The organism is Flavobacterium lindanitolerans (assembly GCF_002846575.1).
In the GTDB taxonomy this organism is placed as follows: Bacteria; Bacteroidota; Bacteroidia; order Flavobacteriales; family Flavobacteriaceae; genus Flavobacterium; species Flavobacterium lindanitolerans.
Window position 1 is genome coordinate 278,405 of the sequence record NZ_PJND01000008.1, and the last position, 26,967, is coordinate 305,371.

Sequence of the window (26,967 nt, forward strand, 5' to 3'; positions counted from 1 at the left end):
TTTTAAGCCATTTTGTCAGATTTACCCTATTGGAATATAAATTGAAATGACTTTATCAAATTTAAAAATTTAATCTATGAACTTTAATAATTTTACCATAAAATCTCAGGAAGCCATCCAAAGGGCTCAGCAAATTGCTCAAAACTTTGGAAATCAACAGATTGAAAACGAACATATCGTAAAAGGAATCTTTGAAGTAGACGAAAACGTTACTCCATTCCTGCTTAAAAAACTCAACGTAAATCTGGGACTTTTGCAGCAGATTCTGGATAGTACATTACAATCTTTCCCAAAAGTTTCGGGAGGTGATATTATGCTATCGAGAGAAGCGTCAAGCACATTAAACAATGCGGCAAACATTGCCAAAAAGATGAACGATGAATTTGTATCTATCGAACATCTTCTATTGGCTATTTTCAATTCAAAAAGTAAAATTGCCCAAATTTTAAAAGACCAGGGAGTTACTGAAAAAGGACTAAAAGCGGCTATTGACGAACTTCGTAAAGGCGATAGGGTTACTTCTGCTTCCGCTGAAGAAACTTACAACTCGTTAAACAAATACGCTAAAAACCTAAACGAACTTGCCAGCAGCGGAAAACTCGACCCGGTTATTGGCAGAGATGAAGAAATCCGCAGGGTTTTACAGATTTTGACAAGAAGAACAAAAAACAACCCAATGCTTGTAGGGGAACCCGGTGTTGGTAAAACGGCCATTGCCGAAGGACTTGCCCACAGAATCGTTGATGGTGACGTGCCTGAAAATCTAAAAGACAAGATTGTGTATTCTTTAGATATGGGGGCCTTGATTGCCGGTGCCAAATACAAAGGGGAATTTGAAGAACGATTAAAATCGGTTGTAAAGGAAGTAACCTCTGCAGAAGGTGATATTGTCCTTTTTATTGATGAAATCCATACCCTGGTAGGTGCCGGAGGCGGTGAAGGCGCAATGGATGCAGCGAACATATTAAAACCTGCACTCGCCCGTGGTGAACTAAGAGCTATTGGTGCGACAACCTTAGACGAATATCAAAAATATTTTGAAAAGGATAAGGCATTAGAAAGACGTTTCCAAAAAGTTATGGTTGATGAACCGGATACGGAAAGTGCTATTTCCATCTTGCGTGGTATCAAAGAAAAATACGAAACACACCATCAGGTTCGCATCAAAGACGAAGCTATTATTGCGGCTGTTGAATTATCTCAACGCTATATCACCAATCGTTTTCTTCCGGACAAGGCTATTGACTTAATGGACGAAGCAGCCTCTAAACTCCGAATGGAAATTAATTCAAAGCCTGAAGAACTGGACGTTCTGGATAGGAAAATCATGCAGCTTGAAATCGAAATGGAAGCGATTAAACGTGAAAACGACGAAAACAAGCTGAAAAGTCTGGGTCTGGAATTGGCAAACCTGAAAGAAGAACGCAATGAGATTTTTGCCAAATGGAAAAGCGAAAAAGACATTGTAGACAACGTTCAGGCTACCAAAACAGAAATTGAGAATTTCAAACTGGAAGCAGAAAGAGCCGAACGCGAAGGCGATTACGGAAAAGTAGCCGAATTACGTTACGGAAAAATCAAAGAAGCTCAGGAACGATTGGATGCTTTCCAAAAGCAATTGCAGGAAAACGAAGGGCATTCTTTAATCAAAGAAGAAGTAACCCGTGAAGATATTGCCGAAGTTGTTGCCAAATGGACCGGAATTCCGGTAATGAAAATGCTGCAGGGCGAAAGAGAAAAACTGCTTCATCTTGAAGAAGAACTGCATAAAAGAGTTGTAGGTCAGGAAGAAGCTATTGAAGCCGTCAGTGACGCCGTAAGAAGAAGCCGTGCCGGATTACAAGACGTTAAAAAGCCTATCGGTTCCTTCCTGTTTCTGGGAACAACAGGTGTAGGAAAAACAGAATTGGCAAAAGCATTGGCCTCTTACTTGTTTGATGATGAAAATGCCATGACAAGAATCGACATGAGCGAATATCAGGAAAGGCATAGCGTTAGCCGTTTGGTTGGTGCGCCTCCGGGATATGTAGGTTATGATGAAGGCGGACAATTGACGGAAGCTGTTAGAAGAAAACCATATTCTGTTGTATTGCTTGATGAAATTGAGAAGGCACACCCTGATACGTTCAATATTTTGTTGCAAGTATTAGACGAAGGCCGTCTGACCGATAATAAAGGTCGTTTAGCCGATTTCAAGAACACGATTATTATCATGACTTCCAATATGGGAAGCTCTATCATACAGGAGAAATTCGAGAACCTGAAAGGGAATGTTGAAAGCGCGATTGAAGCTGCCAAAGTAGAAGTACTTGCTTTATTGAAACAAACCGTACGCCCTGAATTTATAAACAGGATTGATGACATCGTAATGTTTACACCTCTTAATGAAAACAACATTAAGGAAATTGTGGGACTACAACTAAAATCTATCACTAAGATGCTGGCATTACAAAACATTACTTTAGATGCCACACCGGAAGCGATTGATTACCTTGCTAAAAAAGGCTACGACCCGCAATTTGGTGCACGACCTGTAAAAAGAGTTGTTCAGAAAGAAGTCCTGAATGAACTTTCGAAAGAAATACTTTCAGGAAAAGTCACTACAGACAGCATTATTCTGTTAGACAGCTTTGACGGAAAACTGGTATTTAGAAATCAGACCGAATTGGCAAATTAATAATTGAGATTACTAAAATAAAAAAAGCCTAACCAAGTTTTTGGTTAGGCTTTTTTGCAGAAAAGAATTTTCGCTATTAACGTGTGCTTCTCTGCGGATAATATTGCCTTACGGTACGGATTCCATAATGCTTCCTTCTTCCGAAACTTCGTTTTTTTCTGAAAAAGCTAATAATGCAATATCCATTTACAATAAAAGAGCAAATAAAAAGCAATATGAAACCTCCTTTGAGCAATAGGCTGGCCATTTCTGAAGAATTATCAGCAAATCTTCCGGGTAGTGCATAACCCGAAATCAGCAGGCCAACTGTTGAGATGGCAAAGGTTAAACGATTCATATTAAATTAAGTTTATAGTTTGGTGGCAAATTATCAAACAGCAGCTCTCAAATATTCATATTCAAATTCCTCATGGTGGTCATAAGCAATTTCCAGAATATCAATCTCGTTGTAAGCTACTTCCCCGTCAGTGTCCTCTATGACACATATACCCAAAACCTCAAAAGGTCTTTCAATTTGCATATTATTACTAACAATATATTCCATTGCCAGCTCGTCAAAATTTTTAGGATGTAGTACAAGCATTACACTATCCGTTAATTCGTTTTCAATGATAAATTCTTTGATGCCCAATAATGTGATTAGATTTTTCATAATGCTTTGTTTTGGTTAGGTTAGTAATTATTTTAGGTTGGTATGTTTACAAATTTGGCTTTTTTATATTTACCAACACCTTCAACAAGTATTAAATTTTACGCAAAAAACCATTAAAATAATGTTAAAAACGTAGCAAAAACCTTAATTTTTATACTATAAAATTTATGTTTATATAATTACCATTTTTAACAATTCTGAAAACAACTTTTGCACTTAAAAAACAATCAAAAAAAGATTCTTAATAATCCCAAATCTTTAAACATCACCATTGCGAAAAATTGATGCCGGTTGTTATTTCCTTTTTTTCTAAAATATTGATTTTTAATAGGCAAGAAAAATAATACAAAAAAAGATGTTAAAATTCATAGCAAAAAAGCAACCTTTTCATTTTACTACATCTTTAAGAAAAAACAATTTAAAATTTTTAACTATGAAAAAGTTTGCATTAAAAACAATGGCGTTAGTTTTGTTCGTTTCGACGGCTCTTACTTCTTGCAGTAACGATGACGATTCTAAAAGCAACAACCAAACCACACAAAAAGAATTTACAACAGCAGTTACCGGTCCTACAACTGGAGCTAAGAATCAGGAAATCACTTTAACGGTGACCCACGTTGTTGATAATAATTGTGGTGTGTTCAACAGATTTGTAGAATCTACAAGCGGAAATACAAAAACTGTTGAGGTAGAAGTAAAATACACCGGAACAAACTGCGGAACAACTCCTTCAACCAAAACTCAACCGTACAAGTTTACTGTTAGCCAAAATGGTACTTACGTGTTTAAGTTCAAAAAAAGCGCAACAGAATTTATTACGCACAGCGTTGTAATTCAATAATTCCGTTTCAAAAAAAATTGTAAAACACCAGCCTGCACGCTGGTGTTTTTTTATTCTATTTTTGCCATATATCATCTTAAATCAAATCCGTATGAACATTGTTCTACAAAATAAAGAGCTAAAGGCTACCATCAATACAAAAGGGGCTGAATTAATTTCATTAAAGAGAAACGCTAAAGAATATATATGGGAAGGAAATCCTAACTTTTGGGACAAGCACTCTCCTATTTTATTTCCTATTGTAGGTACACTAAAAGAGGGGCAATATAACTATGAAAATAAGTCGTATCAATTATCAAGACATGGATTTGCGAGAGATAATGTGTTCTGTGTGGAGGAAACCTTTAAAAATAAAGCTGTATTTTCCTTTCGTTCGTCTGAAGAAACAGCAAAATACTATCCTTTTGATTTTGAATTAAAGATAATTTACACTCTGGAAGAGAATTATCTTACTATCAAATATGAAGTTACCAATAATGGCAATACAAAAATGCCTTTCTCCATAGGCGGTCATCCTGCCTTTGCGCTAACTGATACTTTTGAAAATTACTCGCTTCTTTTTGAAAATGATGAGTCGCTTACTTGCTATTCTTTAGAAAACAATTTGCTTTCTGAACGTACCACTGTATTAAAACTATCAGATCACAAACTGCCTCTGTCCTATTCTCTATTTGAAGAAGATGCCTTGATAATTAAAAAACTGGAATCGAAAAAAATCCAAATACTCAAAAACGGCAAGCCTTACGTGGAAATCTCTCTGTACGATTTCCCAAATCTTGGAATCTGGACAAAAAACAATGCGCCTTTTATCTGTTTGGAGCCTTGGCATGGCTATTCAGACTCTATAAAAAGTACGGGGAATTTATTTGAAAAAGAAGGAATACTAATTCTTTCTGCAAAAGAAACATTTGAAACCTCTTTCAGAATAAAAATCTAATTTCTTAACCTAAAAAAGCAATTGTGAATAGGCATACACAACATTATCCTTGCTACATTTGCAAAAATTGATTTCATTAAAAATGAAAAAATACTTATCGCTGTTGTTCCTTGCAAGCACATTCTTTTCTTACGGCCAAACCTATGTAAAATTTAACGGTGCCTCAGCTTTGGCGCTTATCCCCAATATAGGCGTGGAAACCAGCATCGGGAAAAAAATGACTTTCCAATTTGATGCAACAGCTTCATTTTGGGAATCTGTAAACGGTGCCCCATTCAAAGCACTAATCATAACACCCGAAGTACGTTATCACTTTAATGAAAAAAATAACGGGTTTTATGTCGGAGCGAACGTCAGCGGAGGTACATTTGAACTTCAGAAGTACGGTTATAAAGATACCGACTTTTATCAGAAAGGTTATAACTATATGCTAGGATTAACACTTGGCTACCAATGGAAACTAAGTGATAAATGGGCTTTGGATCTTTTTGTTGGTGGCGGGCATCAGGAAGCATTTTACAAAGGATATTTATTATCAACCGGAGAACGGTATGACACCTGGATACATAACTACAACAAAAGTGGGGAATGGATATTATATCGAGGTGGTTTGATGATTGCATACAAAATCAAATAAAATACTATTTGGAAGATTTTTCTGTTATATTTGATATATAGACTTATATCATGACAGAATTTGAGAAACAATTCCAGGAAATCAAGAGTTTTCTGGATTTTGAAGATTATTCACTGCTAACCAAAAGAATAATCGACCTTACGCTCGACACGGAAGATATTTCCTTTTACCAAAAAACTAACGAGTTATTAGATTGGCTTGACCAGAATGAGAATAACATCGAGCTAAAAAAACAACGTTTCGCACTACTGCTTGAGGAACTTTACCAACAGTTAAAAAATAAACCTGTTCCTGAAAAACAAATTCTTGTCACAGCAGAAAACCTCAAAAAAACATATGGAAATGCAAGTTTTTCGCTTGGGCCAATACATCTGGAACTCAGTCAGGGCGAAATTTTAGGTCTTGTAGGTGAAAATGGCAATGGAAAAACAACACTTCTCCGACTACTTTGCGGAGAATTATTTGCAACTTCCGGAAAACTAGGTTATAATTTTGATTTTAACGATACCTATGATTTAAGAACACAATTGGTCTATATACCGCAAAGGACAGCAACCTGGCATGGTTCTATGTTTGAAAATCTTCAGTTTACAGCTTCAAGTTATGGTTATAAACCTGCTGAAAACAAATTAATTGTAGAACTAATCATTGCCAGACTCAACTTAAGAAAATACCGAAATCACAGTTGGAAAAACTTATCATCCGGGTATAAGATGCGTTTTGAACTGGCGAGAATGCTTTTAAGAAAGCCTAAAATATTGCTGATTGACGAACCGCTTGCCAATCTGGATATTCTTGCCCAGCAAACCGTATTGGAAGATTTCAGGGCGATTGCGAAATCTCCTTTCCGCCCGATTGGAATCGTTTTGAGCTCACAACAGTTGTATGAAGTCGAAAAAACTTCAGACCAGGTAATTTTCTTAAAGAACGGAGAGCAGAAAAATCTTCATTCAAAAGCGACTCCACAAGAAACAGAAAAAACAGAAGAGCAATTTCTTATTATTGAATTTGAAAGTGAATGGTCACAAAACCAGCTTAATGATGCCCTATCAGGCGAATTAATTTCACTTAAATTTAATGGCGGTACTTATATTGCAACGTTTTCTGAAAAATTAGACACTTACGGTTTTTTAAGAATCATCACAGAAAAACAGATTCCGCTTCAGTACTTCAGAAATATTTCAAAATCTACCCGAAGATTCTTCGTTTCCTAAAAAACTCATCCTTATGTTTGCCAATATTCAAAAAAAACTTCTGCTTACGCATCCGTTGCTTTGGAACAGTAAAATCGCCTTGTTTTCGGTACTGACGCTGATTTTCCATCTTATCTTTTTCCTTATGGGATATTCAAAAGGGGAAATTGATTTTAAGGATTCGAATAATTTTTATGATTACGGAATCGACAACACCATAATTGTATTTGTCAGCGTATTGATAAGTATACTTATGTCCATCATATGGGTGGTTTACTATTCGCGAAACAACGCTTTTAAATCTTTTTATCCTAAAGGAAAGTTTTCACTTTACAGAGAATGGTTACTGATTTTGTTGTTCTGCATTTTGAATTCCTCCTATGCTGCTTCCTTTTTCTATGCTCAGGACCTAAAGGCAAGAAATTATTTTTCGGAAGAGGAAGTGAGCAGACGACTTGAAATTATCAGCCTTTCTTCATTATTTGTTGAAGGTCCATATCGTGAAAGTAATTTTATTACAGAGTACAAGGACGGTAAATACCTCCAGGTAGAAAGAGATTCATTTCAATACGGTTCCAGAAATTACTCGCTTAAGTCGTTGGTAAATAAAAGAATTCAGGGATTCACTTATTTCAATGATGAAAAAGATTCATTAATGGAATTGAAAGGCAAACGATGGCTTATTGAAAACAAAAAGGACTCTATACAATTGCTGTTCAGGGAATTTTTCAAAATTTCCAAAGAACACGGTCTGTCATCAAACATCACTCCTGAAAAATGGTTCGAACTGATTTATGATTATCCAGAATTCACAGAATATATTAACGTTGGAAAAACAAGCAAAGAATACAGTCAAAACTATAGTTATTATGAAGGCGTAAATGTTGACTATGATTATGCAATAGAGCCAGAAGGTGTTACTCATGATACACTATCAAAGACTATTAAAGTTGTTGGAGGTCAAGAATATATTTATTCAAAATATTATGTCCCATTTGATGCATTGACAAAATCTTATGGTAAGATTTCCAGGGCCTATGAAAACCCCGTAGTCAACTTGGAGTTTATAATGAGTCTTATTTATCTTGCAATAGGTCTATCGCTTTGTGTTTTCTCCTTTAAGATAACATCAGGCAGAAACTGGTTGATTGCTTTTGTAACACTGGGCCTTTTTGGAATTATTAGCGGAATTATTTCTGTAATAATCAGATATAGCATGACTTTCCCCATCATTTATATACTGTTGTTTTTAGGGTTGTTATTCTATTTTGTTATTATCCTGAAAGCAAAAGAAAGCAAAGGAATTACAGGAATCACTATCAATCAGACTTTATGGTTGATGCCGGCTATCATTCCTACAGCTTATGCAGTCCTCATAGATATTCTCAAACGTACCTCAGGGTATTATGAATCCTATTCCTATGGGGCAGATGGAATGAAAAGAGAGCAATTTCCGAGAATAGAATGGTTAGAGGAACATTATGTTTATATGTTTATCCTCAATATAGTATTTATCTTTTTATTTATGCTTCTGTTTTCGATATATATAAAGAAATGGAAAGGCATTGCAGAAGCCTAAAAAAGTGCGAGCTGGAAAACCTGCTCGCACTTTTTTATTTGGGAAATTTAGGAAGTGTCTTAATATAAAGCTGTTCTACCTTGGTTCTGGCCCAGTCTGTCTTTCTTAAAAAAGTAAGGCTTGATTTGATACTGGGGTCAACATTAAAACATTTGATTTTTATCAATTCCCCTAAGGTATCAAATCCATAAAAATCAACCAGTTGTTCCAGCATTTTTTGCAATGTGATTCCGTGAAGCGGATTATTAGCTTGTTTGTTTTCCATCTGACAAAAGTACGGATTTCAAAAATTAGTTTAATTTTATAGAAAGCAAAAACGCAATGAAAAATCTTTGTCTCATATTATTATTCTTCCTTATGCAAACCGTTTCAGGCCAAAACCAGGCCACTACCACACTTTATCTGATTCGTCATGCAGAAAAAGCTGATTTTTCAGGCAATCCGGAACTTTCGGACGCAGGAATGAAAAGAGCCAAAAGTTGGGCCGCTTATTTTGAGAAAACACCTATCGACCTGTTTTATACGACTATGTATAAAAGAACACAACAAACCTGTTCTGCCATTGCGGCAACCAAGCAAAAGGATATTATTTTTTATAAACCTGAAGCGATGGACTTAAAAAAGATAATTGCCGAAAACCCGGGAAAGACACTGCTTATAGTTGGACATAGCAATACGATTCCCAACTATATCAACAAACTTTTGGGTACAGCAAAATATGCCGATATACCAGAACCAGAATTTGGAAATTTATACCGTATAACTGTCACTGGCGAAGAGATATGGGATGAACTTATTCATCTATAAAAAGAAAAGACTGCCTCAAAAAGCAGTCTTCCCCATCTAAAAACTAAAAAAGGACATTAAAATTTCATTCCTACACCAAAACCTAACAGTAATGGATTGATTTCAACATCTGCAGGAATGCTTAACCCTGTGGCAAGATTTGATGCATCTACAGTCACATCAGTTTTTAAAAATATCTTTTTAATATCAGCATTGATAAAAAACTTGTCATTTAACATCAGGTCAAAACCTACTTGAAAGGCATAACCAAAAGAATTGTCATATTCAATACCCCTTACAGTATTACCTGCTTTCTCATTATAAAAAATCGTATAATTCACACCGGCACCTACATAAGGATTAAAAATCTGGTCCGGAAGAAAATGGTATTGCACCGTCAATGTTGGAGGCAAGAGATATACGCTTCCTAAATTCACATCAACCGAAGTAGGTCCTCCTACTGCAGAAATATCAGAACCTACAGTACTCACATCGTGTTTGGATGTTCCTAAAATCAGTTCGGCAGAAATGTTCTTTGTAAAAAAATAAGTAAAATCAAGTTCCGGAATAAACGTATTGGAAATCTTTGCGTCACCACCTATAATTCCAATTTTAGCACTTTCGTCAGGAACAACGCCAACACCCCTGACGCGAACCTGCCACTTTTTAAAATCTACCGAATTATTTTCCTGGGCATTTGTTAAACCTGTTCCGAATACTGTTAGCGCCATTACAGCAAAAATTATTTTTTTCATTGTTATCAGTTTTAAATTATAGTCCAAAAGTAGATGGGAAATAAAAAGTAAAGACTGACAAAAATCATAGTCTGAAAAATATTATCTAACAATTTCTTAACCCTAATTGCGGTTTACCTAAATGTTCCTACATTTGCACTCCTATGTTGAAAACAATTAATATATTAAACAAAAGAGCCCGTTTCGATTATGAAATAATCGAAAAATATACGGCTGGAATAGTACTGACCGGAACTGAAATCAAATCTATCCGGTTGGGCAAAGCCAATATAGCCGAAAGTTTTTGCGAATTCAACAATAATGAACTCTTCGCCATCAATATGTATATCGAAGAATATGCATTTGGAAATCAATTTAACCATAAAGCCCGAAGCGAAAGAAAATTGCTATTGAATAAACGGGAACTTAAAACACTTTCCAAAAGCGTACAGACAAAAGGACTAACAATTGTTCCCTTACGACTTTTTACTAACGAAAAAGGATTGGCAAAACTGGATATCGCATTGGCAAGAGGTAAAAAAACCTATGACAAAAGAGAATCTCTAAAAGAACAGGACACCAAAAGAGATTTAGACAGAATAAAAAAGTCGTTTCGTTAGGGAACGATTTTTTTTCTCGAAAAAAAATGACTAAATTTGTCAAGACAAAATAAAGCATCAAATGAAAACACTTCTAAGAAATGCCAGAGAACTAAAAAATATGAAAGTGAGAGAAGTGTCTCAACAAACCGGTATTGACCAGGCACTTATCAGCAAATTTGAAACAGGAACCCGAAAACCAACACGAGACCAACTACTAAAATTAGCAGCAGTTCTCGAAATCGACCTGGAAACATTAATGGTGGCCTGGCTCAAAGAAAAAATCTTATATGAAATTGGAGATGAAGAATTTGCTTTAAAAGCAATGAAAGTTGCAGAAGAAGAAATCCGCTATCAGGCAAAAACTGCTAAAAAAGTTTCAGGTTCTCTTCAAAAAATCCTTGCAGAAATAGACACTCTCAAAACAAAGTTAGACAGATTCAGGGAATTTGACAGTTACAGGATTACACAGGCACTTGAACTCGAATACACTTTTGAGAGCAATAGAATTGAGGGAAACACACTTACTCTTAGAGAAACAGACCTTGTAATTAATGAAGGCCTGACAGTTTCCGGAAAAAGCATGCGGGAACATCTTGAGGCTATTAACCATCAGGAGGCCATAGGCTATATCAAACACCTGATGGAAAAAAATTCGCTTTTAAACGAAAGAGAGGTTCTTAGCTTACATAATCTAATTTTGAGAGGAATCCATCCCGAAGATGCCGGGCGATATAGAAAAGTACAGGTTATGATAAAGGGAAGCACTTATATGCCTCCACAGCCCTATATGGTTTCAAAACAGATGGAAGACTATTTTATTTGGTATGAAGCCAATAAAAATTCCTTACATCCAGTTATTTTAGCCGGAGAAATGCATGAAAGATTAGTAACCATACATCCTTTTGTTGATGGTAATGGCAGAACTTCTCGTTTGGTGATGAACCTGATTCTGCTTTCGCATGGTTATATCATTGCCAATATCAAAGGTGATTATGATACCCGAATGCAGTATTACCAAACTCTTGAAAAAGCACAGACAACCTCTGATAAGGAAGATTTCCTTCTTTTTATAGCCCAGATAGAAAAAGAAAGCCTTGAAAGATATTTAGATATTATCAGTCAATAAAAAAGCCCATTTAAGGGCTTTTTTAGTTTTTATTTTCCAGCAAAGGCACAAAACGGAATTCTCCAAATTCATGCTTTTCAAATTGGGTTTCGTTTTTACGTATGAGCATTGTCATAATCTGATGTTCTTCTCCCAAAGGAATAACAAGCCTTCCTCCTACTTTTAATTGTGCCATTAATGGCTTGGGAATAATTGGCGCTCCGGCTGTAACAATAATACTGTCAAACGGAGCATAGTTTGGCAAACCTTTATAACCGTCTCCAAAAGACAAATGTTTTGGGCGAATCCCTAATTTTGGTAATAACAAAGAAGTTGTCTTAAACAGTTCATTTTGTCTTTCCACACTATACACTTTTGCTCCCATAGTACACAAAACGGCCGTTTGATAACCTGAACCTGTTCCGATTTCTAAAATTTTGTGGTCTTTCTCGACTTCCAATAACTGACTTTGGAAAGCAACCGTATATGGCTGAGAAATTGTCTGTCCGGCACCTATAGGAAAGGCCTTGTCCTGATACGCATAATCTTCAAAACTTGAATTCAAAAATAGGTGTCTTGGAATTTTCTTAATTGCTTCCAGAACATTTTTATCTGTTATGCCCTTTTGTTGCAAGACAGTTACTAATTGATTTCGAAGTCCTTGATGTTTGGCTGTATCTTTCAAAATTTGGAGGTTTATTTGAGGGGTAAAAATAAGAAAAGAAAACTCGATTTTAAAACGTTTCGGCTAATGTTTTATCAGTAGCCTACCATTCAAATGCTTTATTAACCGTTCGTCATTTTTTTGGCTTTTTTATCTGAATACACTCCTACTTTTGACTCATCAATCAAATAACGTTCGCATAATCACAACCAAAAAACAAGAATTATGGAAATGACCACATTAAGAAAAATTGCAATGCTGACAATCGGCATTACTTTCACAGCCAATTCTTTTGGGCAGACAAAACCTTCAAAAGCTCCTTCTGTTCCTGCAACAGATGATTATTATGGAATCAAGATTGAAGACAAGTATCGAAATCTTGAAGATTTAAAAAATGAGCAAACGCTTAACTGGATGAAAGGCCAGGCAGATTATACCAATTCAATATTGGGTTCTATTCCGGGAAGACAGCATATTATTGATGAGTTGACTTCAATAAATAAACGAACTACAGAGAGTATTGGAGGTCTAGCAATCCTTGATGATGGTACTTATATTTATCTTAAGTCCACACCAAATGACCAAATAAGCAAATTATATAAGAGAAATGGCCTGAAAGGAAAAGAATCCTTAATCTTTGATCCTGAAACTTATCAAAAGAACGGCAAGGATGTTTATAGTGTCAGTTCTTTTTCAGCTAACAAAAGCGGAAAACTTATAGCTATCAACATTTCAAAAAACGGTGGCGAAATGAGTGAAATGTTTCTAATGGATTTGACTAACAAAAAGATTCTTCCTGAAAAATTTGACAGGTTACGTTTTGGAGGTGCCAACTGGCTGAAAGATGGCAATTCATTTATTTACATCCAATCACCAACAGAAGATGTCCATGACATGAATGCCCAAATGGATATAGTCACAAAAATTCACATTGTAGGGAGCGATGTTTCGCAAGACAAGACTTTGTTTACAAAGGCAATGTATCCAGAATTAAACATAGCTAATGAAGAAATTCCTTTTGTTAGTTATGATATCGATAGTAACCTTTTGTTTTTTATGCCTTATACTGTAGACCAGAATCAAAAAGTATATATAGCACCGGGTTCTGATCTTAATCAGAAAAAAATAAACTGGAAATTACTTACCGACAGGAAAGATGAAGTAAAAAATTTCATTTTAAGCGATAAAGACATTTATATGTATACCACTTTAAATGCTCCAAAATTTAAAGTAATAAAAACCAGCATTGCCAATCCAAATGTGGCTACAGCTACCCTGGTCATCCCTGAAAGCAGCGATTCCAATCTCAACTCGCCTATTGTAACCAAAGACGGTATATTTTATACTAGGACAAAAAATGGTGTGGAAAGTAAGCTTTATTTTACTGACTTTGAAGGAAAAAAACACAAGGAAATTGCGACTCCTAAAAAAGCAGCTACCATATCCGTAACGGCCAGAGCGCCTAAATTCTCTGATGTATGGATAAGTACAACAGGTTGGACAACCAAAGGAGAAAGATATCGATATGATCTAAAAAAGAATACTTTCACAAGAGAGCAACTTTCAACAATTATTGAATATCCTGAATTTAAAGACTTTGAAGTTGAAGAACTAATGGCTAAATCCTATGATGGTGTTGAAGTTCCTTTATCCATTATCTACAAAAAAGGAATCAAAAAAGACAAAAATAACCCCGTATTATTCTATGGTTATGGTGCTTATGGAGCCTCAATAACGCCATCTTTTAATACTCAATTGCTTCTGTGGGTAGAGCGTGGAGGAATTCTGGCGGTAGCCCATGTCAGAGGTGGTGGCGAATTAGGTGAAAAATGGCATCTTGCCGGCCAAAAAACAACGAAACAAAATACATGGAAAGACGTAATTGCCTGTACAGAATATATGATTAATCAAGGTTATACTAATCCAACCAAAACAGCTATCTATAGCCGAAGCGCAGGAGGAATTTTTGTAGGAAGAGCAATGACAGAAAGGCCAGACCTTTATGCAGTTGCCATTCCGGGTGTGGGAATGATGAATACTGTTCGAAGTGAAAACACACCAAACGGTCCTGCCAATATCGCTGAATTTGGTTCTATGAAAATAGAGTCTGAAGCAAAAGCCCTGATTGAAATGGATTCTTATGTTCACTTAAAAGATGGAGTAAAATATCCGGCCACATTGACAACAGCCGGATTCAACGACCCTAGAATCATTGCATGGATGCCTGCCAAGTTTGCAGCGCGATTATTGGAAGCCAATGCTTCAAACAAACCCACTTTATTAAAAGTGGATTATGAAGCCGGTCATTTTGGAGGAGCTTCTAAAACAAAATCATACGAAGAAATTGCCGATGTACTGAGCTTTGCCTTCTGGCAGGTAGGACACCCGGATTTTCAACCTAAAAACTAATTTAATCCATTACCTTTGGCAGATTATCTCTGCCAAAGGTATAAAACCTAAGAAAGATGATATCATTACTATTACAAATAGCAAGTGCGGCATTGGAATGCCTGATGTAAACTATGAAACTTTTAAAAAGCGGCAAATATCACTTATTGAATTTTCTGGGCTGGCAGGTCTATACTTTTAGCACCTTAACTTTTAGCAAAATTTCTTATGCTAAATTTGCGGATGGCTTGACAACCGCACAACTTAACGCCTTATATTATACACTATGGGAAGGATTTCTCTGTGCCTTATTAGGATTTGTTTTGTCGTATATAATACTGCTATTCCTTGAAACAAAGTTTAATCTTTCCAACCTAAGAAGAAAAGACTGGTGGAATCTGTTTTTTGTATTTTCATTGGCACAAATTATTTACCACTTTACTTTATGGCCTTTACTTGACATTCCGGTTATGTATTATTTTGGCAGCAGTAATATTCAACATTTAACGCTGTTGATGAAAATAACAAATGTGCCCGGGTTTCTGGCAGAGTTTCTTGTTTGGCTTTTTATTGTACTGGCAATAAAAATCTATGAATACATAAATGAAGTAAAATTCAACAGGCTGAAACTGGAATCTTCCCTGAAAGAATCACAACTCAATTCTTTAAAAGGGCAAATCAATCCGCATTTTATGTTTAACAGCTTGAACAATATTCGCGGTCTGATTCTTGAAAACCCTTTAAAATCAAGAGAAATGATTACCCGGCTATCCGAAATGCTTCGATATTCGCTAACCAAAAACGACATCAACACAATTGCACTGGAAGAGGAAATTGAAATGGTAGAAAATTTCATTGAAATTTCCAGAATACAGTTAGAAAACCGGTTAAAATATACTCCTAAAATTGACACCGGTCTTTTAAAAATGGAAATCCCACCCATGATTATCCAAATGCTGATTGAGAATGCCGTAAAACACGGTATAGCAAAGCTCAAAGAGGGTGGCGAAATTATTCTGGACATTCATAACAATGATAAAGCACTGAAAATTGTAGTATCCAATACCGGAGTCTTAAGTATTGGAGAAGATTCTACGCAGTTGGGTATTAAAAATATTGAAAAGAGACTGCATCTCATTTATGGAGAAAATGCTAATTTTAAGCTACAGGAAATAGATAATCAAGTCGTTGCAGAAATAACCATCCCATTTTAAGTCATGAAAAAAATAAAAGCTGTAATAGTTGAAGATTCCCGTCTGGCCCGAAATGAACTGAAAGAGCTTATTAAGAACCATCCGGAAATCGAAATTATAGGTGAAGCAGAAAATGTAGACTCCGGCTACCAGCTTATCAACTCTACCCATCCTGATTTGCTTTTTCTCGACATCAATATGCCGGAAAAAGATGGTTTCCAATTGCTTGAAATGCTAGACAGGGTTCCTATTACCATATTTACAACGGCATTTGATGAATATGCCATAAAATCGTTTGAATATAATGCTCTGGATTATCTCCTGAAACCTATTAATCCGAAAAGATTTGCCAAAGCCATTGAAAAAGTGAGCCAAAATCTGGTGGAAAAGGAAGAGCGAAACAGTAAAAAACTCACTCTAAACAACCAAATTTTCTTACGGGATGGTGAGAAATGCTGGTTGGTAAAAATTTCAGATATTTATCTGTTTGAGGTTGACGGAAATTATACCAAAATATTTTTCCAGAATGAAAAAGCCATTATCAGTAAATCCTTAAATCAGATTGAAGAAAAATTGCCTGAAGATAATTTTTTCCGTGCCAATCGAAACCAGATTATCAATATGGAATATATTGGCAAAATCGACCCGTGGTTTAGCGGCAACCTGCTTGTTCACCTGCCTAAGGACACCAAAGTGGAAATATCAAGAAGGCAAACCAACAATTTCAAGGAAAAATTAAGTCTGTAATCTACCCGAAATAACTTCAAATATTTTTGTGTTTGCAAGCACTTAAACTTTAAACAATTAATGTTATTTTTGTGGAAAATACATTTTTATGCTAAAAGTTGGAGTATTAGGTGCCGGGCATCTAGGAAAAATTCATTTGCGTTTATTACAACAATCTGAAAAATACGAATTAGTAGGCTTTTATGACCCTAATCAGGAAAATGCCGAAAAAGTAGCCAAAGAATTTGGTTATCAAAAATTCGACACTATCGCAAAACTTATCCATGCTGTAGATGTTGTCGATATTGTAACTCCTACCCTTTCCCATTATAAATGTGCCAAGGTAGCCATCAAATCAGGCAAACATGTTTTTTTGGAAAAACCCATATCAAATACAGTCGAAGAAGCCGAAGAAATCATTGCTTTGGCTAAAGAATACAACATCAAAGGACAGGTTGGCCATGTAGAACGGTTTAATCCGGCTTTCAAAGCTACCAAAGCGATGATTGAAAACCCAATGTTTATTGAAACGCACCGTTTGGCTGAATTCAACCCTCGTGGTACTGATGTTCCGGTTGTTTTAGACCTCATGATTCACGATATTGATGCCATATTGAGTGTTGTAAAATCAAAGGTGAAAAATATAAATGCCAGCGGTGTTTCTGTCATTTCCGATACTCCGGATATTGCCAATGCGCGTATCGAGTTTGAAAACGGATGCGTGGCAAACCTTACTTCAAGCCGAATTTCATTAAAAAATATGCGCAAGTCGCGTTTTTTCCAGAAAGACGCCTACATTTCTGTGGATTTTCTGGAGAAAAAATGTGAAGTCGTAAAAATGAAAGACGCTCCGGAAGTACCCGGCGATTTTGATATGATATTGCAAAATGCGGAAGGTGTTAAAAAACAGATTTACTTTGATAATCCGGACGTAGAAGCGAATAATGCCATTCTTGATGAACTGGAAACTTTTGCAGATGCCATCAATAACAACACCACACCAATCGTAACACTGGAAGATGGTACTGAAGCCCTGAGAGTAGCCTACCAAATCATTGATTGCTTCAAAAAATAATTTCAACACTAAATTCAAACCTTTAATAAATGAAAAACATAGCCGTAATCGGAGCCGGAACCATGGGTAACGGAATCGCTCACACCTTTGCACAAAGCGGATTTACAGTAAAACTAATTGACATTTCAGAAAAGTCATTAGACAAGGGGATGGCAACAATTGCTGCAAACCTTGACCGTATGGTAGCAAAAGGAACTATTACTGAAGACGATAAACTAAAGACAATCAGCAATATCATTACCTATACTGATATTAAAGATGGTGTTGTTGGTGTAGACCTTGTAGTAGAAGCAGCAACCGAAAACGTAGAATTAAAGCTAAACATCTTCAAGCAACTGAACGATGCCTGCTCTCATAACACCATTTTGGCAACCAACACTTCCTCTATTTCTATAACGCAGATAGGTGCTGTAGTTTCACATCCGGAAAGAGTAATTGGTATGCACTTTATGAATCCGGTGCCAATTATGAAACTAGTTGAAATCATCAGAGGTTACAATACATCTGACGAGGTTACAAAAATCATCATGGACCTGTCTGTAAAATTGGGAAAAGTTCCTGTTGAGGTAAACGATTATCCTGGGTTTGTTGCCAACAGAATCCTGATGCCAATGATTAACGAATCTATCGAAACCTTATACAACGGAGTAGCCGGAGTTTATGAAATCGACACCGTAATGAAACTGGGAATGGCTCATCCAATGGGACCATTGCAATTGGCTGACTTTATTGGCCTTGATGTTTGCCTTGCCATATTGAACGTAATGTATGAAGGCTTTAAAAATCCAAAATATGCACCATGCCCTCTTTTAGTGAATATGGTAAGAGCCGGAAAATTAGGAGTGAAATCCGGAGAAGGTTTCTATGACTATTCAGAATCCAAAAAAGCTGAAAAAGTAGCAAAACAATTTATATAATGTTTTAAAGTTTTAAAGTCTGAAAGTTTAAAGTCTAAAGTAGGAAAGATTCTTATTTTAGACTTTTGGTTTTTGATTTTAGATTTTAGATTTATGTTTTTAGAGTGGATTAGTTTTATAAATGAATTTATTTACATATAAACCAAACTATCCACTATCCCTTATCAACTATCCACCACTATAAACTATCCACTTTCAACTATCCACTTTCAACTATCCACTATATTACACTTATGGCAAAAATAATTCCTTTTAAAGCAGTACGTCCTACACGCGACAAAGTGAGCCTGGTGACTTCGCGCTCCTATGACGAGTATTCGCCGGCTGAACTGGCTTCGCAATTGGATTTTAATCCGTTTTCATTTTTACATGTCCTGAATCCTGCTTATGTAAATCAGCAGAAAATAGGACTTGAAAAAAGATTTAAGCTGGTTGCCCAAAAATATCACGACTTTAAAGAGGAAGATGTGCTAATCAAGGAAGAAAAACCTGTTTTCTTTCTGTATGAGATACAAACCAAAACACAGACTTTTACAGGAATAATTGCAGGAACGAGTATTGAAGATTACCAAAATAATGTCATCAAAAAACACGAAGATACATTACAATACCGCGTAGAACTTTTTAAAGATTATCTTCATAGCACAGGATTTAATACCGAACCGGTTCTGATTACCTATCCTGACGATGCCGAATTGACTAATTGGATACTTGAAAAAAAACAGGCTGATTCGCTTTATGAGTTCTCTACAACCAAAAGGGAAAAACACATTCTTTGGAAGATTGAAACTCCTGAAGAAATTTCATGGTTGCAGGAAAAATTTGCCGCTATAGGCAATGTGTATATTGCTGACGGACATCATAGGTCTGCTTCTGCTGAATTGTTATATGAAGAAGACAAAGCTTCCGGAAATGAGAATCTCAACTATTTTATGAGCTTTCTGATTGCTGAGAGCAACGTTAAGATATATGAATACAACAGGATTATCCGCGATTTGAACGGACATTCTAAGGAAGATTTTCTTGCCCTTTTATCCAATGAATTCTGGATTAAAAATAAAGAGCAGGAATTATGGAAGCCAACTAAAAAGTTTGAATTCGGGATGTATCTCGACAACGAGTTTTACTCCCTGATTTTAAAAGACGGGCATAGTTTTTCTTCTGTTTTGGAGAGTCTTGACGCACAGATTTTATATACAAAAGTGCTACATCCTATTCTTGGCATTACCGATTTGAGAAATGATGAACGGATTGATTATATTCCCGGAAAACAATCTATAGTGACGATAAAAGAAGTGATTGATGAAGGTGAATTTGAATTAGGATTTATGCTTTTTCCAACCGATATTTCTGAAATTAAAGAACTGGCAGACAACAACCTGATTATGCCTCCAAAAAGTACCTATATCGACCCGAAATTTAGAAGCGGATTGGTGGTTTATGAATTATAATCTTTTTAAAATGTCAATAAAAAATAACCTTCTTGAAATAAAAGCCACATTGCCGGACAATGTAACGCTTGTTGCAGTTTCCAAAACAAAACCGGTGTCTGACTTAATGGAAGCCTATGAAGCCGGACAACGTGTTTTTGGCGAAAACAAGATTCAGGAAATGGCTGAAAAGTTTGAGCAGATGCCAAAAGATATCGAATGGCATATGATTGGACATGTCCAAACCAACAAGGTCAAATTTATGGCATCATTTGTGAGTCTGGTTCACGGCGTTGACAGTTTGCGGTTATTGGAAGAAATCAACAAACAGGCCCTAAAAAACAATCGGGTTATTGACTGCCTGTTACAGGTTCATATTGCGGAAGAAGAAACAAAATTCGGTTTAAGCGAATCAGAACTTAACGAATTATTGCAATCGGAATCTTTTAGCCAGTTAAAAAACATAAAAATCAAAGGTTTGATGGGAATGGCAACATTCACTGACAACCAAAACCAAATCGAAAAAGAATTCAAGCATTTGAAATCTGTTTTTGACCGACTGTCCCAAACTCAAAAAACCGGCAATTACGAAATGAAAATACTTTCCATGGGAATGTCCGGCGATTATCAGCTGGCAATTGAATGCGGAAGTACAATGGTTCGGATTGGAAGTAGTATCTTTGGAACAAGATAATTAAATAATCCTGCAGCAATGTTGCAGACTAACAGAAACGCATAAAAGAATTTGTACGCAATATTAGACATAGAAACAACCGGCGGCCAATATAATGAAGAAGGAATTACGGAAATTGCTATCTATAAATTTGACGGACATGAAGTCGTTGACCAGTTCATCAGTCTTGTCAATCCTGAAAAGGCAATACAGCCCTTTGTAGTAAAATTAACCGGCATTAACAATGCCATGTTAAGCAGCGCTCCTAAGTTTTATGAAATTGCAAAGCGTATTATTGAAATTACGGACGATTGTATAATCGTAGCCCATAATGCTCAATTTGATTACAGAATTTTGCGTACAGAATTCACCCGTCTTGGTTATGACTACCAACGCAAGAATCTTTGCACTGTTGAATTATCCAAAAAACTGATTCCTGACCAGGTTTCCTACAGCTTAGGAAAATTAGTTCGTGCATTAGGCATTCCTATGGCCGACAGACATAGAGCTACCGGTGATGCTATGGCAACTGTAAAGCTCTTTAAAATGCTTTTGGCCAAAGACCTTGAAAAAGAAATTGTCAAGAGTTTTGTCAAAACCGAAATTGAAAAAGGACTTACTCCAAAACTTCTCGATATCGTATCAAAATTACCTTCCACCACAGGAATTTATTATATCCATAAAGAAAATGGTGACCTGATTTATATTGGAAAAAGCAGAAATATCAAAAAACGCGTCAATCAGCATTTTACCGGAAGTTCTTCCAAATCTAAAAAAATACAGCTGGAAGTTTTTGACGTGACCTATGAAGAAACCGGAAGCGAACTGATAGCACTTTTAAAAGAGGCAGAAGAAATCAAAATCAACAAGCCTAAATACAACCGTTCCCTAAAGAAAACCATCTTTCCCTGGTCACTTTATCAAGAGAAGGATTTGAATGGTTATATTGCTTTAAGAATCCAAAAAACAGATGCCCGGAAAAAGGAACTGGCTTCATTTTCAAGTCCTGCAGAAGCCCAAAGTGTCTTGTTCAAGATAACGGACAGTTATCAGCTTTGCCAGAAAATAAACGGTCTTGAAACTGTAAAAAGCCACTGTTTTCCATATGAGCTCAATCAATGTAATGGTGCCTGTATTCAAAAAGAATCATCAGAAGAATATAACATCCGCGTAGAAAGCTTTTTTGAAAATAACGAGTACCAAAAGCAGAATATGATAATCATTGACAGAGGAAGAAATATTCAGGAAAGAAGTGCCATACTTATTGAAGATGGGATTTTCAAAGGCTATGCTTTCTTTGACCTCAATTATCAGGTAAATAATATCGACATCCTGAAAAATATTATCATCCCGATGAAAAGCAACCGGGATTCTAAAAATATAATTTTGAGCTATCTCAAAAAAAAGAAAGTCCTTAAAACCTTATCTTTTTAAGACTTTTAGTAAATTTGATGTAAATCGACAACTACTGATTTGGAAATCACTAAAACAGAAAGGCTACGAAATAAGCTTCATGAAATTATCTATGAAGCCGATACTCCGTTTGGTAAACTTTTCGACCTCTTTCTGTTATTGTTGATTATTGTAAGTATTGTTGCCGTAATGCTCGAAAGCGTTGTCACAATACGATTGATATATGGTCAGGAACTGGCAGTAATTGAGTGGATTGTCACTATTTTTTTCACGCTTGAATACATAGGGAGAGTAATTGCAGTCAAAAAACCTTTAAAGTATATTTTCAGCTTTTACGGGATTATTGATTTGCTGGCTACCCTACCTACTTACATTGACCTGCTTTTTCCGGGATTGCACTTTCTTGTTTCCTTACGCGCCGTCAGACTGCTTCGAATTTTCCGAATCTTAAAACTCGTACATTTTGTTGGGGCGTCAAATCAGCTGGTACGTGCCTTAAAAAAAAGCCGGTTAAAGATTGCCGTTTTTCTCTTTAGTGTTATCGTACTTTGTATTATTCTGGGAACAATCATGTATATGATTGAAGGCCCCGAAAGCGGCTTTACCAGTATTCCTATGAGTATTTACTGGACTATAGTTACTTTAACTACGGTGGGTTTTGGCGATATTACGCCGATTACACCATTGGGGCAATTTGTTTCTATGATAATTATGATTTTAGGATATGGTATCATTGCCGTACCAACCGGATTGGTCACGGCCGAATTTATGTCAAAAGACAAGACGGTGCATCAAAACACTCAGGTTTGCCCTAATTGCAGTGCAGACCATCATAGAGACGATGCGAAATATTGTTACCATTGCGGCCATAGCTTATGAAATACCTGATTACCATTATCGGCCCAACAGCCATTGGCAAAACCGCCTTAAGTATCCAACTTGCCAAAAGTTTTAATTGTGATATTATTTCATGCGATTCACGTCAGTTTTTCAAAGAAATGGCTATTGGTACGGCTGTTCCTTCAAAAGAAGAACTCGATGCTGCTGCGCATCATTTCATCCAGAATAAATCTATTCTTGAAAATTATACGGTAGGCGATTTTGAACGGGAAGCCATCAGTCTGCTGGATAAATTATACGAAACGAACGATTGTGCCGTATTAGTTGGCGGTTCCGGGTTATATGTGGATGCCATACTTAAAGGATTTGATAGTTTTCCGGAAATTGACCCGTCCATACGGAAAGAAATTATATCAAACTATGAAAAATCAGGCATTAGCTATCTGCAGCAGGAATTAGAAAAACTGGATAAAACTTATTTTGATACTCTTTCAAAAGAAAATCCCCAAACCTTGCAAAATCCCCAAAGGTTGATGCGTTTTGTGGAAGTATCTATCGGAACCGGTAAGCCGTATTCTTCCTTCCTGAACCGGAAAAAGAACACCCGAAACTTCACTCCAATTATAATTGGACTGGAAGCGGAACGTGCTGAAATGTACGAACGAATCAATCTGCGGGTGAGCCTTATGATGCAAGCCGGATTATTAAAAGAAGCCGAAAGACTCTATCCAAACAAAAACCTGAATGCATTACAAACTGTTGGCTATCGCGAACTGTTCAGCTATTTTGACGGCGATAGTACTTTGGATTTTGCCGTTGAGGAAATCAAAAAAAATACGCGGCATTTTGCCAAACGCCAGATGACGTGGTTTAAAAGAACAGAAAATGTTAAATGGTTTGACTACAAAACTGATTTTAATGTAATTTTAGAGTACGTTAAAGAAACTATTAAAACATCCTAAAACCAATTATCTATGCCATTAAGCCCAAATTTTACATCCGTTTACAGCCGTGACTGGGAGTTGAATTTTACCCACTGTACTCCTAACGGTTATCTTAAATATACAGACCTGTGCAACCTGTTGCAACTTACGGCAGGCGACCATGCCGATATTGGCGGTATCAGTTTTACTGATATGCAACAGCACAATCAGGCCTGGGTATTAAGTAGGATGAAATTGGAGATTGAATCGCTGCCGAAATGGAGAGATATTGTCACTGTAAAGACCTGGATAGTTTCTTTAGAGAATTCACGTTCCGTAAGGGCTTTGGAAATGCACGTTAACGGTAAAAAAGTGATTGGCTGCGAAACCTATTGGGCCGTTTTTAATACCAAATTACGCCGACCGGAAACTTTGGCTCTTCCACATGAGCATTTTAAAAAATATCCTGAACGATTGGCTACCGAAGAACGGGTAAAGAAAATTGACCTTCCGGATTCTATGAAAAAAATAGCAGAACGAAAAGTCGTACTTTCCGATTTGGATATTGTCAATCATGTGAATAATGTAAAATATCTGGAATGGTGCCTCGACCTTGTCAATCCAAAATCCATTCTGAAACAGCAATTGAAAAGCTTTGACATGAATTTTATGAAGGAACTCGTACTTGGTGATGAAGTAGCAATTGACGAGGCTACTGATACTAACCCATCTATCTTTTCCATTAACAAAAACGGAAAACCTTGTTTTGCCCTGAAATTGGATTGGAAATAAGCTAAAATAAAAAAATCAAAAAGAACTTCCCTTTAATTTGGCTTTAAAAAGCAATACAATCATTATCAAATAATTAGTAGAGATTGGATTTCTTAAATCGAAATATTTTTTTCAAAAAATGAATTACACATCCCTTCACATTAACATATGTTTATCTCAAACAGACGAAACAAAGTGGTCTAATCTGATTTTGATTAATTCTAACATAGGCTGTAATATTAGGTGTTTAATTGGACAAATATTGGTATCTATATTTTAAGGACATGATTAATATAGAGGAAACCTAATACTTATTGCTTTTCAGAGAAAAAACGCCTGAATAAATCAGACGGTTTCATTTTTTATAAGGCTATTATTACTCTTGTTTTGCAAATTCGGTTGGAGTTAATATTTCTGTTTTTCTGATTTTATTATATTTTATTCCAAAAAACACTATTAACGCCAACATCACTAATAAACTAACAGATGCAACTATTTTTATTATTTTTTTCATAAGTAATAAAATTAACAACTTTTACATACTGATTCCTGAACACACAGATAATACGATTCCGCTTGTTTGTCTCTAGTTTCTTTATCCAAAGATGTAGGTTCCGGACATCCTATTGAACCTATTGCTGCTAAAATTCTACCCCAAAATCCACAACAACTTCAATCAACAGTACCTTTATCAGTCAATTTACAACATGCTCCCTTCGGACTTGTATTTGATAACTTCCTTGCATATTCCATCATCTCAATTTGACCATAATCTAAATACAAATCATGTGAAACATTATGCAGGGCTATATAATGCTCATCTAGTAGTTCTCTGTCCTTATTAATGTCATAAGGCTCCATAACTTTTAAAATACTATCTAGCTGGTATACTCTTTTATCCTTATCAAAATCAGAAATTGTTTTTGAATAAGTTCTTCTTGTCGTGTGTTTAAAGTCACTTTTATTAACAACTTGGTTAGAAACATGTTCATTTTTTTGTAAATTTTCTGATTCAGAGCAAGATAATAGCACTAATAGTACAGGAATAAAAAAGATTTTTAAAATTTTTTTGGCGTTTATCATAACTTTAAGTTTAATATATATCAAATATAACATATTCTATATATTTATAACTAATTAAAACATTTTATTTCAAAAATATTTTCCAACAATTGATTATTAGTTTGGATTTACCATCTATAACTTCCATGATCTCTTTACTATTGTAGTCTGAAGTAATTTTTTAGTCCTTAGTTTGTCATTTTTCAATTGCTAGTTGTCTGGTTTTCATTTCTTTTAATTTGACAACAACTTTAAGTATACTTAATTATATTTATAGGAAATCAGTATATCAATAGATTATCATTCCTTATTTCAATAAAAGTAATAGAAGTATATTTATAAAAAAAGACCCTCTTGAATTAGAGAGTCTTGAAAAGTTAAAACATATTTGTTTTAAAAAAAGCTCCAATTTCTTGAAGCTTTTCTCGTATTATTCTGAAACTTTGTTTTTGACTACCAGTCTAAAACCTTCACCGTGGATGTTCAAAATTTCTACATCCTCGTCTGCTTTCAAGTATTTTCTCAATTTTGCGATGTAAACGTCCATACTTCTTGAAGTAAAGTAGTTGTCATCACGCCAGATTTTTGTCAGCGCCAATTCTCTCGGCATTAAGTCGTTTTCGTGAACCGCAAGCATTTTAAGCAATTCGTTTTCTTTTGGGGAAAGTTTAATCGGTTCTTCGTCTTTATATGTCAAGAAACGTAATTTTGAATTCAGGTGAAAATTTCCAATCTGGAATTCAAATTTGGTATTGTCTGCTTTGCTATCTGAAGCCTTTCTCTGGATGATAGCTTTGATTTTCATCAATAATACTTCAGAGTCAAATGGCTTGTTCAAATAATCGTCTGCTCCTACTTTGTAGCCCTTCAGCACATCTTCTTTCATCGATTTTGCTGTTAAGAAAATCAAAGGAATGTCTTTATTTTTCTCTCTGATTTCTTTTGCTAAAGTATATCCGTCTTTATAAGGCATCATTACGTCAAGTATGCACAAATCGAAGGTATCCTTTTTAAATTTCTCGAAACCTTCCATCCCGTTTTTAGCCAAGGTAACCTCGAAATCGTTGAGACTCAGATAATCTTTTAAAATTGAACCAAAGTTAGGGTCATCTTCGACTAGGAGGATTTTCTTGTTTACATTTTCCATAG

Annotated in this window: 28 protein-coding genes; 20 read left to right on the plus strand and 8 right to left on the minus strand. The window is 35.7% G+C overall.

From position 1 onward, the window contains the following. The first annotated feature begins 76 nt into the window (after positions 1–76). Positions 77–2,677 carry an ATP-dependent chaperone ClpB gene (clpB, locus tag B0G92_RS11145; protein ID WP_101472257.1) on the plus strand — a complete coding sequence of 867 codons (2,601 nt, stop codon included), beginning with the start codon at positions 77–79 and terminating at the stop codon, positions 2,675–2,677. 76 nt (positions 2,678–2,753) lie between these two features. Here clpB and B0G92_RS11150 read toward each other — a convergent pair whose 3' ends face one another. Both B0G92_RS11150 and B0G92_RS11155 read right to left on the minus strand, forming a co-directional pair. Next, on the minus strand, positions 2,754–3,014 hold the full coding sequence (locus tag B0G92_RS11150; protein ID WP_056065912.1) for a hypothetical protein: 261 nt from the start codon (positions 3,012–3,014) through the stop codon (positions 2,754–2,756). A gap of 33 nt (positions 3,015–3,047) precedes the next feature. After that, positions 3,048–3,329: a hypothetical protein gene (locus B0G92_RS11155; RefSeq protein ID WP_056065909.1), complete on the minus strand. Its 282-nt coding sequence runs from the start codon at positions 3,327–3,329 to the stop codon at positions 3,048–3,050. A gap of 433 nt (positions 3,330–3,762) precedes the next feature. Here B0G92_RS11155 and B0G92_RS11160 point away from each other — a divergent pair, with 433 nt between their 5' ends. The 5 genes from B0G92_RS11160 (at position 3,763) to B0G92_RS11180 (ending at position 8,516) form a co-directional block, all read left to right on the plus strand. Further along, on the plus strand, positions 3,763–4,170 hold the full coding sequence (locus tag B0G92_RS11160; RefSeq protein ID WP_143395023.1) for a hypothetical protein: 408 nt from the start codon (positions 3,763–3,765) through the stop codon (positions 4,168–4,170). Positions 4,171–4,261: 91 nt separating this feature from the next. Further along, positions 4,262–5,107 carry an aldose 1-epimerase family protein gene (locus B0G92_RS11165; protein ID WP_101472258.1) on the plus strand — a complete coding sequence of 282 codons (846 nt, stop codon included), beginning with the start codon at positions 4,262–4,264 and terminating at the stop codon, positions 5,105–5,107. Positions 5,108–5,189: 82 nt separating this feature from the next. Beyond that, positions 5,190–5,744: a DUF3575 domain-containing protein gene (locus tag B0G92_RS11170; RefSeq protein WP_056065901.1), complete on the plus strand. Its 555-nt coding sequence runs from the start codon at positions 5,190–5,192 to the stop codon at positions 5,742–5,744. Positions 5,745–5,794: 50 nt separating this feature from the next. Then, positions 5,795–6,958 carry an ABC transporter ATP-binding protein gene (locus B0G92_RS11175; RefSeq protein WP_056065898.1) on the plus strand — a complete coding sequence of 388 codons (1,164 nt, stop codon included), beginning with the start codon at positions 5,795–5,797 and terminating at the stop codon, positions 6,956–6,958. A gap of 13 nt (positions 6,959–6,971) precedes the next feature. Further along, positions 6,972–8,516, plus strand: a complete 1,545-nt coding sequence (locus B0G92_RS11180; protein WP_101472259.1) for a GyrI-like domain-containing protein — start codon at positions 6,972–6,974, stop codon at positions 8,514–8,516. A 34-nt stretch (positions 8,517–8,550) separates the two neighbouring features. Here the strand turns inward: B0G92_RS11180 and B0G92_RS11185 are convergent, their stop codons facing one another. Then, positions 8,551–8,781, minus strand: a complete 231-nt coding sequence (locus tag B0G92_RS11185; RefSeq protein ID WP_056065891.1) for a VF530 family protein — start codon at positions 8,779–8,781, stop codon at positions 8,551–8,553. A 56-nt stretch (positions 8,782–8,837) separates the two neighbouring features. On the opposite strand from B0G92_RS11185, the gene B0G92_RS11190 reads away from it, so the two are divergent. Next, entirely contained in the window at positions 8,838–9,323 is a 486-nt protein-coding gene (locus B0G92_RS11190) for a SixA phosphatase family protein (RefSeq protein ID WP_101472260.1), read from the plus strand. 56 nt (positions 9,324–9,379) lie between these two features. Here the strand turns inward: B0G92_RS11190 and B0G92_RS11195 are convergent, their stop codons facing one another. Beyond that, positions 9,380–10,057 carry an OmpW/AlkL family protein gene (locus B0G92_RS11195; protein WP_101472261.1) on the minus strand — a complete coding sequence of 226 codons (678 nt, stop codon included), beginning with the start codon at positions 10,055–10,057 and terminating at the stop codon, positions 9,380–9,382. A gap of 143 nt (positions 10,058–10,200) precedes the next feature. On the opposite strand from B0G92_RS11195, the gene smpB reads away from it, so the two are divergent. Together smpB and B0G92_RS11205 are read left to right on the plus strand one after the other, a co-directional pair. After that, a complete protein-coding gene (gene smpB / locus B0G92_RS11200; RefSeq protein ID WP_056065886.1) occupies positions 10,201–10,656 on the plus strand; it encodes an SsrA-binding protein SmpB in 456 nt (151 codons plus the stop codon). 61 nt (positions 10,657–10,717) lie between these two features. Further along, entirely contained in the window at positions 10,718–11,764 is a 1,047-nt protein-coding gene (locus B0G92_RS11205; protein WP_101472262.1) for a Fic family protein, read from the plus strand. Positions 11,765–11,786: 22 nt separating this feature from the next. Here the strand turns inward: B0G92_RS11205 and B0G92_RS11210 are convergent, their stop codons facing one another. Further along, the gene (locus tag B0G92_RS11210; protein ID WP_056065880.1) at positions 11,787–12,428 is read right to left on the minus strand and encodes a protein-L-isoaspartate(D-aspartate) O-methyltransferase; all 642 of its coding nucleotides are present in this window, start codon (positions 12,426–12,428) and stop codon (positions 11,787–11,789) included. A 204-nt stretch (positions 12,429–12,632) separates the two neighbouring features. Here B0G92_RS11210 and B0G92_RS11215 point away from each other — a divergent pair, with 204 nt between their 5' ends. From B0G92_RS11215 to B0G92_RS11265, 11 genes are all read left to right on the plus strand, one after another. Beyond that, entirely contained in the window at positions 12,633–14,816 is a 2,184-nt protein-coding gene (locus tag B0G92_RS11215; RefSeq protein ID WP_101472263.1) for a prolyl oligopeptidase family serine peptidase, read from the plus strand. A gap of 113 nt (positions 14,817–14,929) precedes the next feature. Next, positions 14,930–16,009: a sensor histidine kinase gene (locus B0G92_RS11220; RefSeq protein ID WP_101472264.1), complete on the plus strand. Its 1,080-nt coding sequence runs from the start codon at positions 14,930–14,932 to the stop codon at positions 16,007–16,009. Between the two features lie 3 nt (positions 16,010–16,012). Then, positions 16,013–16,735, plus strand: coding sequence for a LytR/AlgR family response regulator transcription factor (locus tag B0G92_RS11225; protein WP_101472265.1), 723 nt, complete (start codon positions 16,013–16,015; stop codon positions 16,733–16,735). Positions 16,736–16,823: 88 nt separating this feature from the next. After that, the gene (locus B0G92_RS11230) at positions 16,824–17,789 is read left to right on the plus strand and encodes a Gfo/Idh/MocA family protein (protein ID WP_056065871.1); all 966 of its coding nucleotides are present in this window, start codon (positions 16,824–16,826) and stop codon (positions 17,787–17,789) included. Positions 17,790–17,818: 29 nt separating this feature from the next. Next, positions 17,819–18,706 carry a 3-hydroxybutyryl-CoA dehydrogenase gene (locus B0G92_RS11235; protein ID WP_056065870.1) on the plus strand — a complete coding sequence of 296 codons (888 nt, stop codon included), beginning with the start codon at positions 17,819–17,821 and terminating at the stop codon, positions 18,704–18,706. A gap of 233 nt (positions 18,707–18,939) precedes the next feature. Beyond that, positions 18,940–20,157 (plus strand): DUF1015 domain-containing protein, encoded by a 1,218-nt coding sequence (locus B0G92_RS11240; RefSeq protein ID WP_101472266.1) that lies wholly within the window; start codon positions 18,940–18,942, stop codon positions 20,155–20,157. 10 nt (positions 20,158–20,167) lie between these two features. Next, on the plus strand, positions 20,168–20,830 hold the full coding sequence (locus tag B0G92_RS11245) for a YggS family pyridoxal phosphate-dependent enzyme (protein WP_101472469.1): 663 nt from the start codon (positions 20,168–20,170) through the stop codon (positions 20,828–20,830). A gap of 51 nt (positions 20,831–20,881) precedes the next feature. Next, complete coding sequence (locus B0G92_RS11250; RefSeq protein ID WP_056065863.1) at positions 20,882–22,243, plus strand: exonuclease domain-containing protein; 1,362 nt, start codon at positions 20,882–20,884, stop codon at positions 22,241–22,243. 39 nt (positions 22,244–22,282) lie between these two features. After that, complete coding sequence (locus B0G92_RS11255; protein WP_101472267.1) at positions 22,283–23,101, plus strand: ion transporter; 819 nt, start codon at positions 22,283–22,285, stop codon at positions 23,099–23,101. Next, complete coding sequence (gene miaA / locus B0G92_RS11260) at positions 23,098–24,024, plus strand: tRNA (adenosine(37)-N6)-dimethylallyltransferase MiaA (protein WP_101472268.1); 927 nt, start codon at positions 23,098–23,100, stop codon at positions 24,022–24,024. The genes B0G92_RS11255 and miaA overlap by 4 nt, the downstream gene beginning before the upstream one ends. Positions 24,025–24,036: 12 nt before the next feature. Beyond that, the gene (locus B0G92_RS11265; RefSeq protein ID WP_101472269.1) at positions 24,037–24,777 is read left to right on the plus strand and encodes an acyl-[acyl-carrier-protein] thioesterase; all 741 of its coding nucleotides are present in this window, start codon (positions 24,037–24,039) and stop codon (positions 24,775–24,777) included. A 355-nt stretch (positions 24,778–25,132) separates the two neighbouring features. Here B0G92_RS11265 and B0G92_RS16705 read toward each other — a convergent pair whose 3' ends face one another. The 3 genes from B0G92_RS16705 to B0G92_RS11275 form a co-directional block, all read right to left on the minus strand. Beyond that, positions 25,133–25,270, minus strand: a complete 138-nt coding sequence (locus B0G92_RS16705; protein ID WP_180326431.1) for a hypothetical protein — start codon at positions 25,268–25,270, stop codon at positions 25,133–25,135. 158 nt (positions 25,271–25,428) lie between these two features. Next, positions 25,429–25,839: a hypothetical protein gene (locus tag B0G92_RS11270; protein ID WP_143395024.1), complete on the minus strand. Its 411-nt coding sequence runs from the start codon at positions 25,837–25,839 to the stop codon at positions 25,429–25,431. 409 nt (positions 25,840–26,248) lie between these two features. Continuing rightward, positions 26,249–26,965 (minus strand): response regulator transcription factor, encoded by a 717-nt coding sequence (locus B0G92_RS11275; protein ID WP_056065849.1) that lies wholly within the window; start codon positions 26,963–26,965, stop codon positions 26,249–26,251. Positions 26,966–26,967 lie beyond the last annotated feature (2 nt).

What these genes read in the sequence shown, in the direction of transcription:
- clpB (WP_101472257.1), top strand. Translation starts at nt 77, where the DNA reads ATGAACTTTAATAATTTTACCATAAAATCTCAGGAAGCCATCCAAAGG.
- B0G92_RS11150 (WP_056065912.1), bottom strand. Translation starts at nt 3,014, where the DNA reads ATGAATCGTTTAACCTTTGCCATCTCAACAGTTGGCCTGCTGATTTCG.
- B0G92_RS11155 (WP_056065909.1), bottom strand. Translation starts at nt 3,329, where the DNA reads ATGAAAAATCTAATCACATTATTGGGCATCAAAGAATTTATCATTGAA.
- B0G92_RS11160 (WP_143395023.1), top strand. Translation starts at nt 3,763, where the DNA reads ATGAAAAAGTTTGCATTAAAAACAATGGCGTTAGTTTTGTTCGTTTCG.
- B0G92_RS11165 (WP_101472258.1), top strand. Translation starts at nt 4,262, where the DNA reads ATGAACATTGTTCTACAAAATAAAGAGCTAAAGGCTACCATCAATACA.
- B0G92_RS11170 (WP_056065901.1), top strand. Translation starts at nt 5,190, where the DNA reads ATGAAAAAATACTTATCGCTGTTGTTCCTTGCAAGCACATTCTTTTCT.
- B0G92_RS11175 (WP_056065898.1), top strand. Translation starts at nt 5,795, where the DNA reads ATGACAGAATTTGAGAAACAATTCCAGGAAATCAAGAGTTTTCTGGAT.
- B0G92_RS11180 (WP_101472259.1), top strand. Translation starts at nt 6,972, where the DNA reads ATGTTTGCCAATATTCAAAAAAAACTTCTGCTTACGCATCCGTTGCTT.
- B0G92_RS11185 (WP_056065891.1), bottom strand. Translation starts at nt 8,781, where the DNA reads ATGGAAAACAAACAAGCTAATAATCCGCTTCACGGAATCACATTGCAA.
- B0G92_RS11190 (WP_101472260.1), top strand. Translation starts at nt 8,838, where the DNA reads ATGAAAAATCTTTGTCTCATATTATTATTCTTCCTTATGCAAACCGTT.
- B0G92_RS11195 (WP_101472261.1), bottom strand. Translation starts at nt 10,057, where the DNA reads ATGAAAAAAATAATTTTTGCTGTAATGGCGCTAACAGTATTCGGAACA.
- smpB (WP_056065886.1), top strand. Translation starts at nt 10,201, where the DNA reads ATGTTGAAAACAATTAATATATTAAACAAAAGAGCCCGTTTCGATTAT.
- B0G92_RS11205 (WP_101472262.1), top strand. Translation starts at nt 10,718, where the DNA reads ATGAAAACACTTCTAAGAAATGCCAGAGAACTAAAAAATATGAAAGTG.
- B0G92_RS11215 (WP_101472263.1), top strand. Translation starts at nt 12,633, where the DNA reads ATGGAAATGACCACATTAAGAAAAATTGCAATGCTGACAATCGGCATT.
- B0G92_RS11220 (WP_101472264.1), top strand. Translation starts at nt 14,930, where the DNA reads ATGAAACTTTTAAAAAGCGGCAAATATCACTTATTGAATTTTCTGGGC.
- B0G92_RS11225 (WP_101472265.1), top strand. Translation starts at nt 16,013, where the DNA reads ATGAAAAAAATAAAAGCTGTAATAGTTGAAGATTCCCGTCTGGCCCGA.
- B0G92_RS11230 (WP_056065871.1), top strand. Translation starts at nt 16,824, where the DNA reads ATGCTAAAAGTTGGAGTATTAGGTGCCGGGCATCTAGGAAAAATTCAT.
- B0G92_RS11235 (WP_056065870.1), top strand. Translation starts at nt 17,819, where the DNA reads ATGAAAAACATAGCCGTAATCGGAGCCGGAACCATGGGTAACGGAATC.
- B0G92_RS11240 (WP_101472266.1), top strand. Translation starts at nt 18,940, where the DNA reads ATGGCAAAAATAATTCCTTTTAAAGCAGTACGTCCTACACGCGACAAA.
- B0G92_RS11245 (WP_101472469.1), top strand. Translation starts at nt 20,168, where the DNA reads ATGTCAATAAAAAATAACCTTCTTGAAATAAAAGCCACATTGCCGGAC.
- miaA (WP_101472268.1), top strand. Translation starts at nt 23,098, where the DNA reads ATGAAATACCTGATTACCATTATCGGCCCAACAGCCATTGGCAAAACC.
- B0G92_RS11265 (WP_101472269.1), top strand. Translation starts at nt 24,037, where the DNA reads ATGCCATTAAGCCCAAATTTTACATCCGTTTACAGCCGTGACTGGGAG.
- B0G92_RS16705 (WP_180326431.1), bottom strand. Translation starts at nt 25,270, where the DNA reads ATGAAAAAAATAATAAAAATAGTTGCATCTGTTAGTTTATTAGTGATG.
- B0G92_RS11270 (WP_143395024.1), bottom strand. Translation starts at nt 25,839, where the DNA reads ATGATAAACGCCAAAAAAATTTTAAAAATCTTTTTTATTCCTGTACTA.
- B0G92_RS11275 (WP_056065849.1), bottom strand. Translation starts at nt 26,965, where the DNA reads ATGGAAAATGTAAACAAGAAAATCCTCCTAGTCGAAGATGACCCTAAC.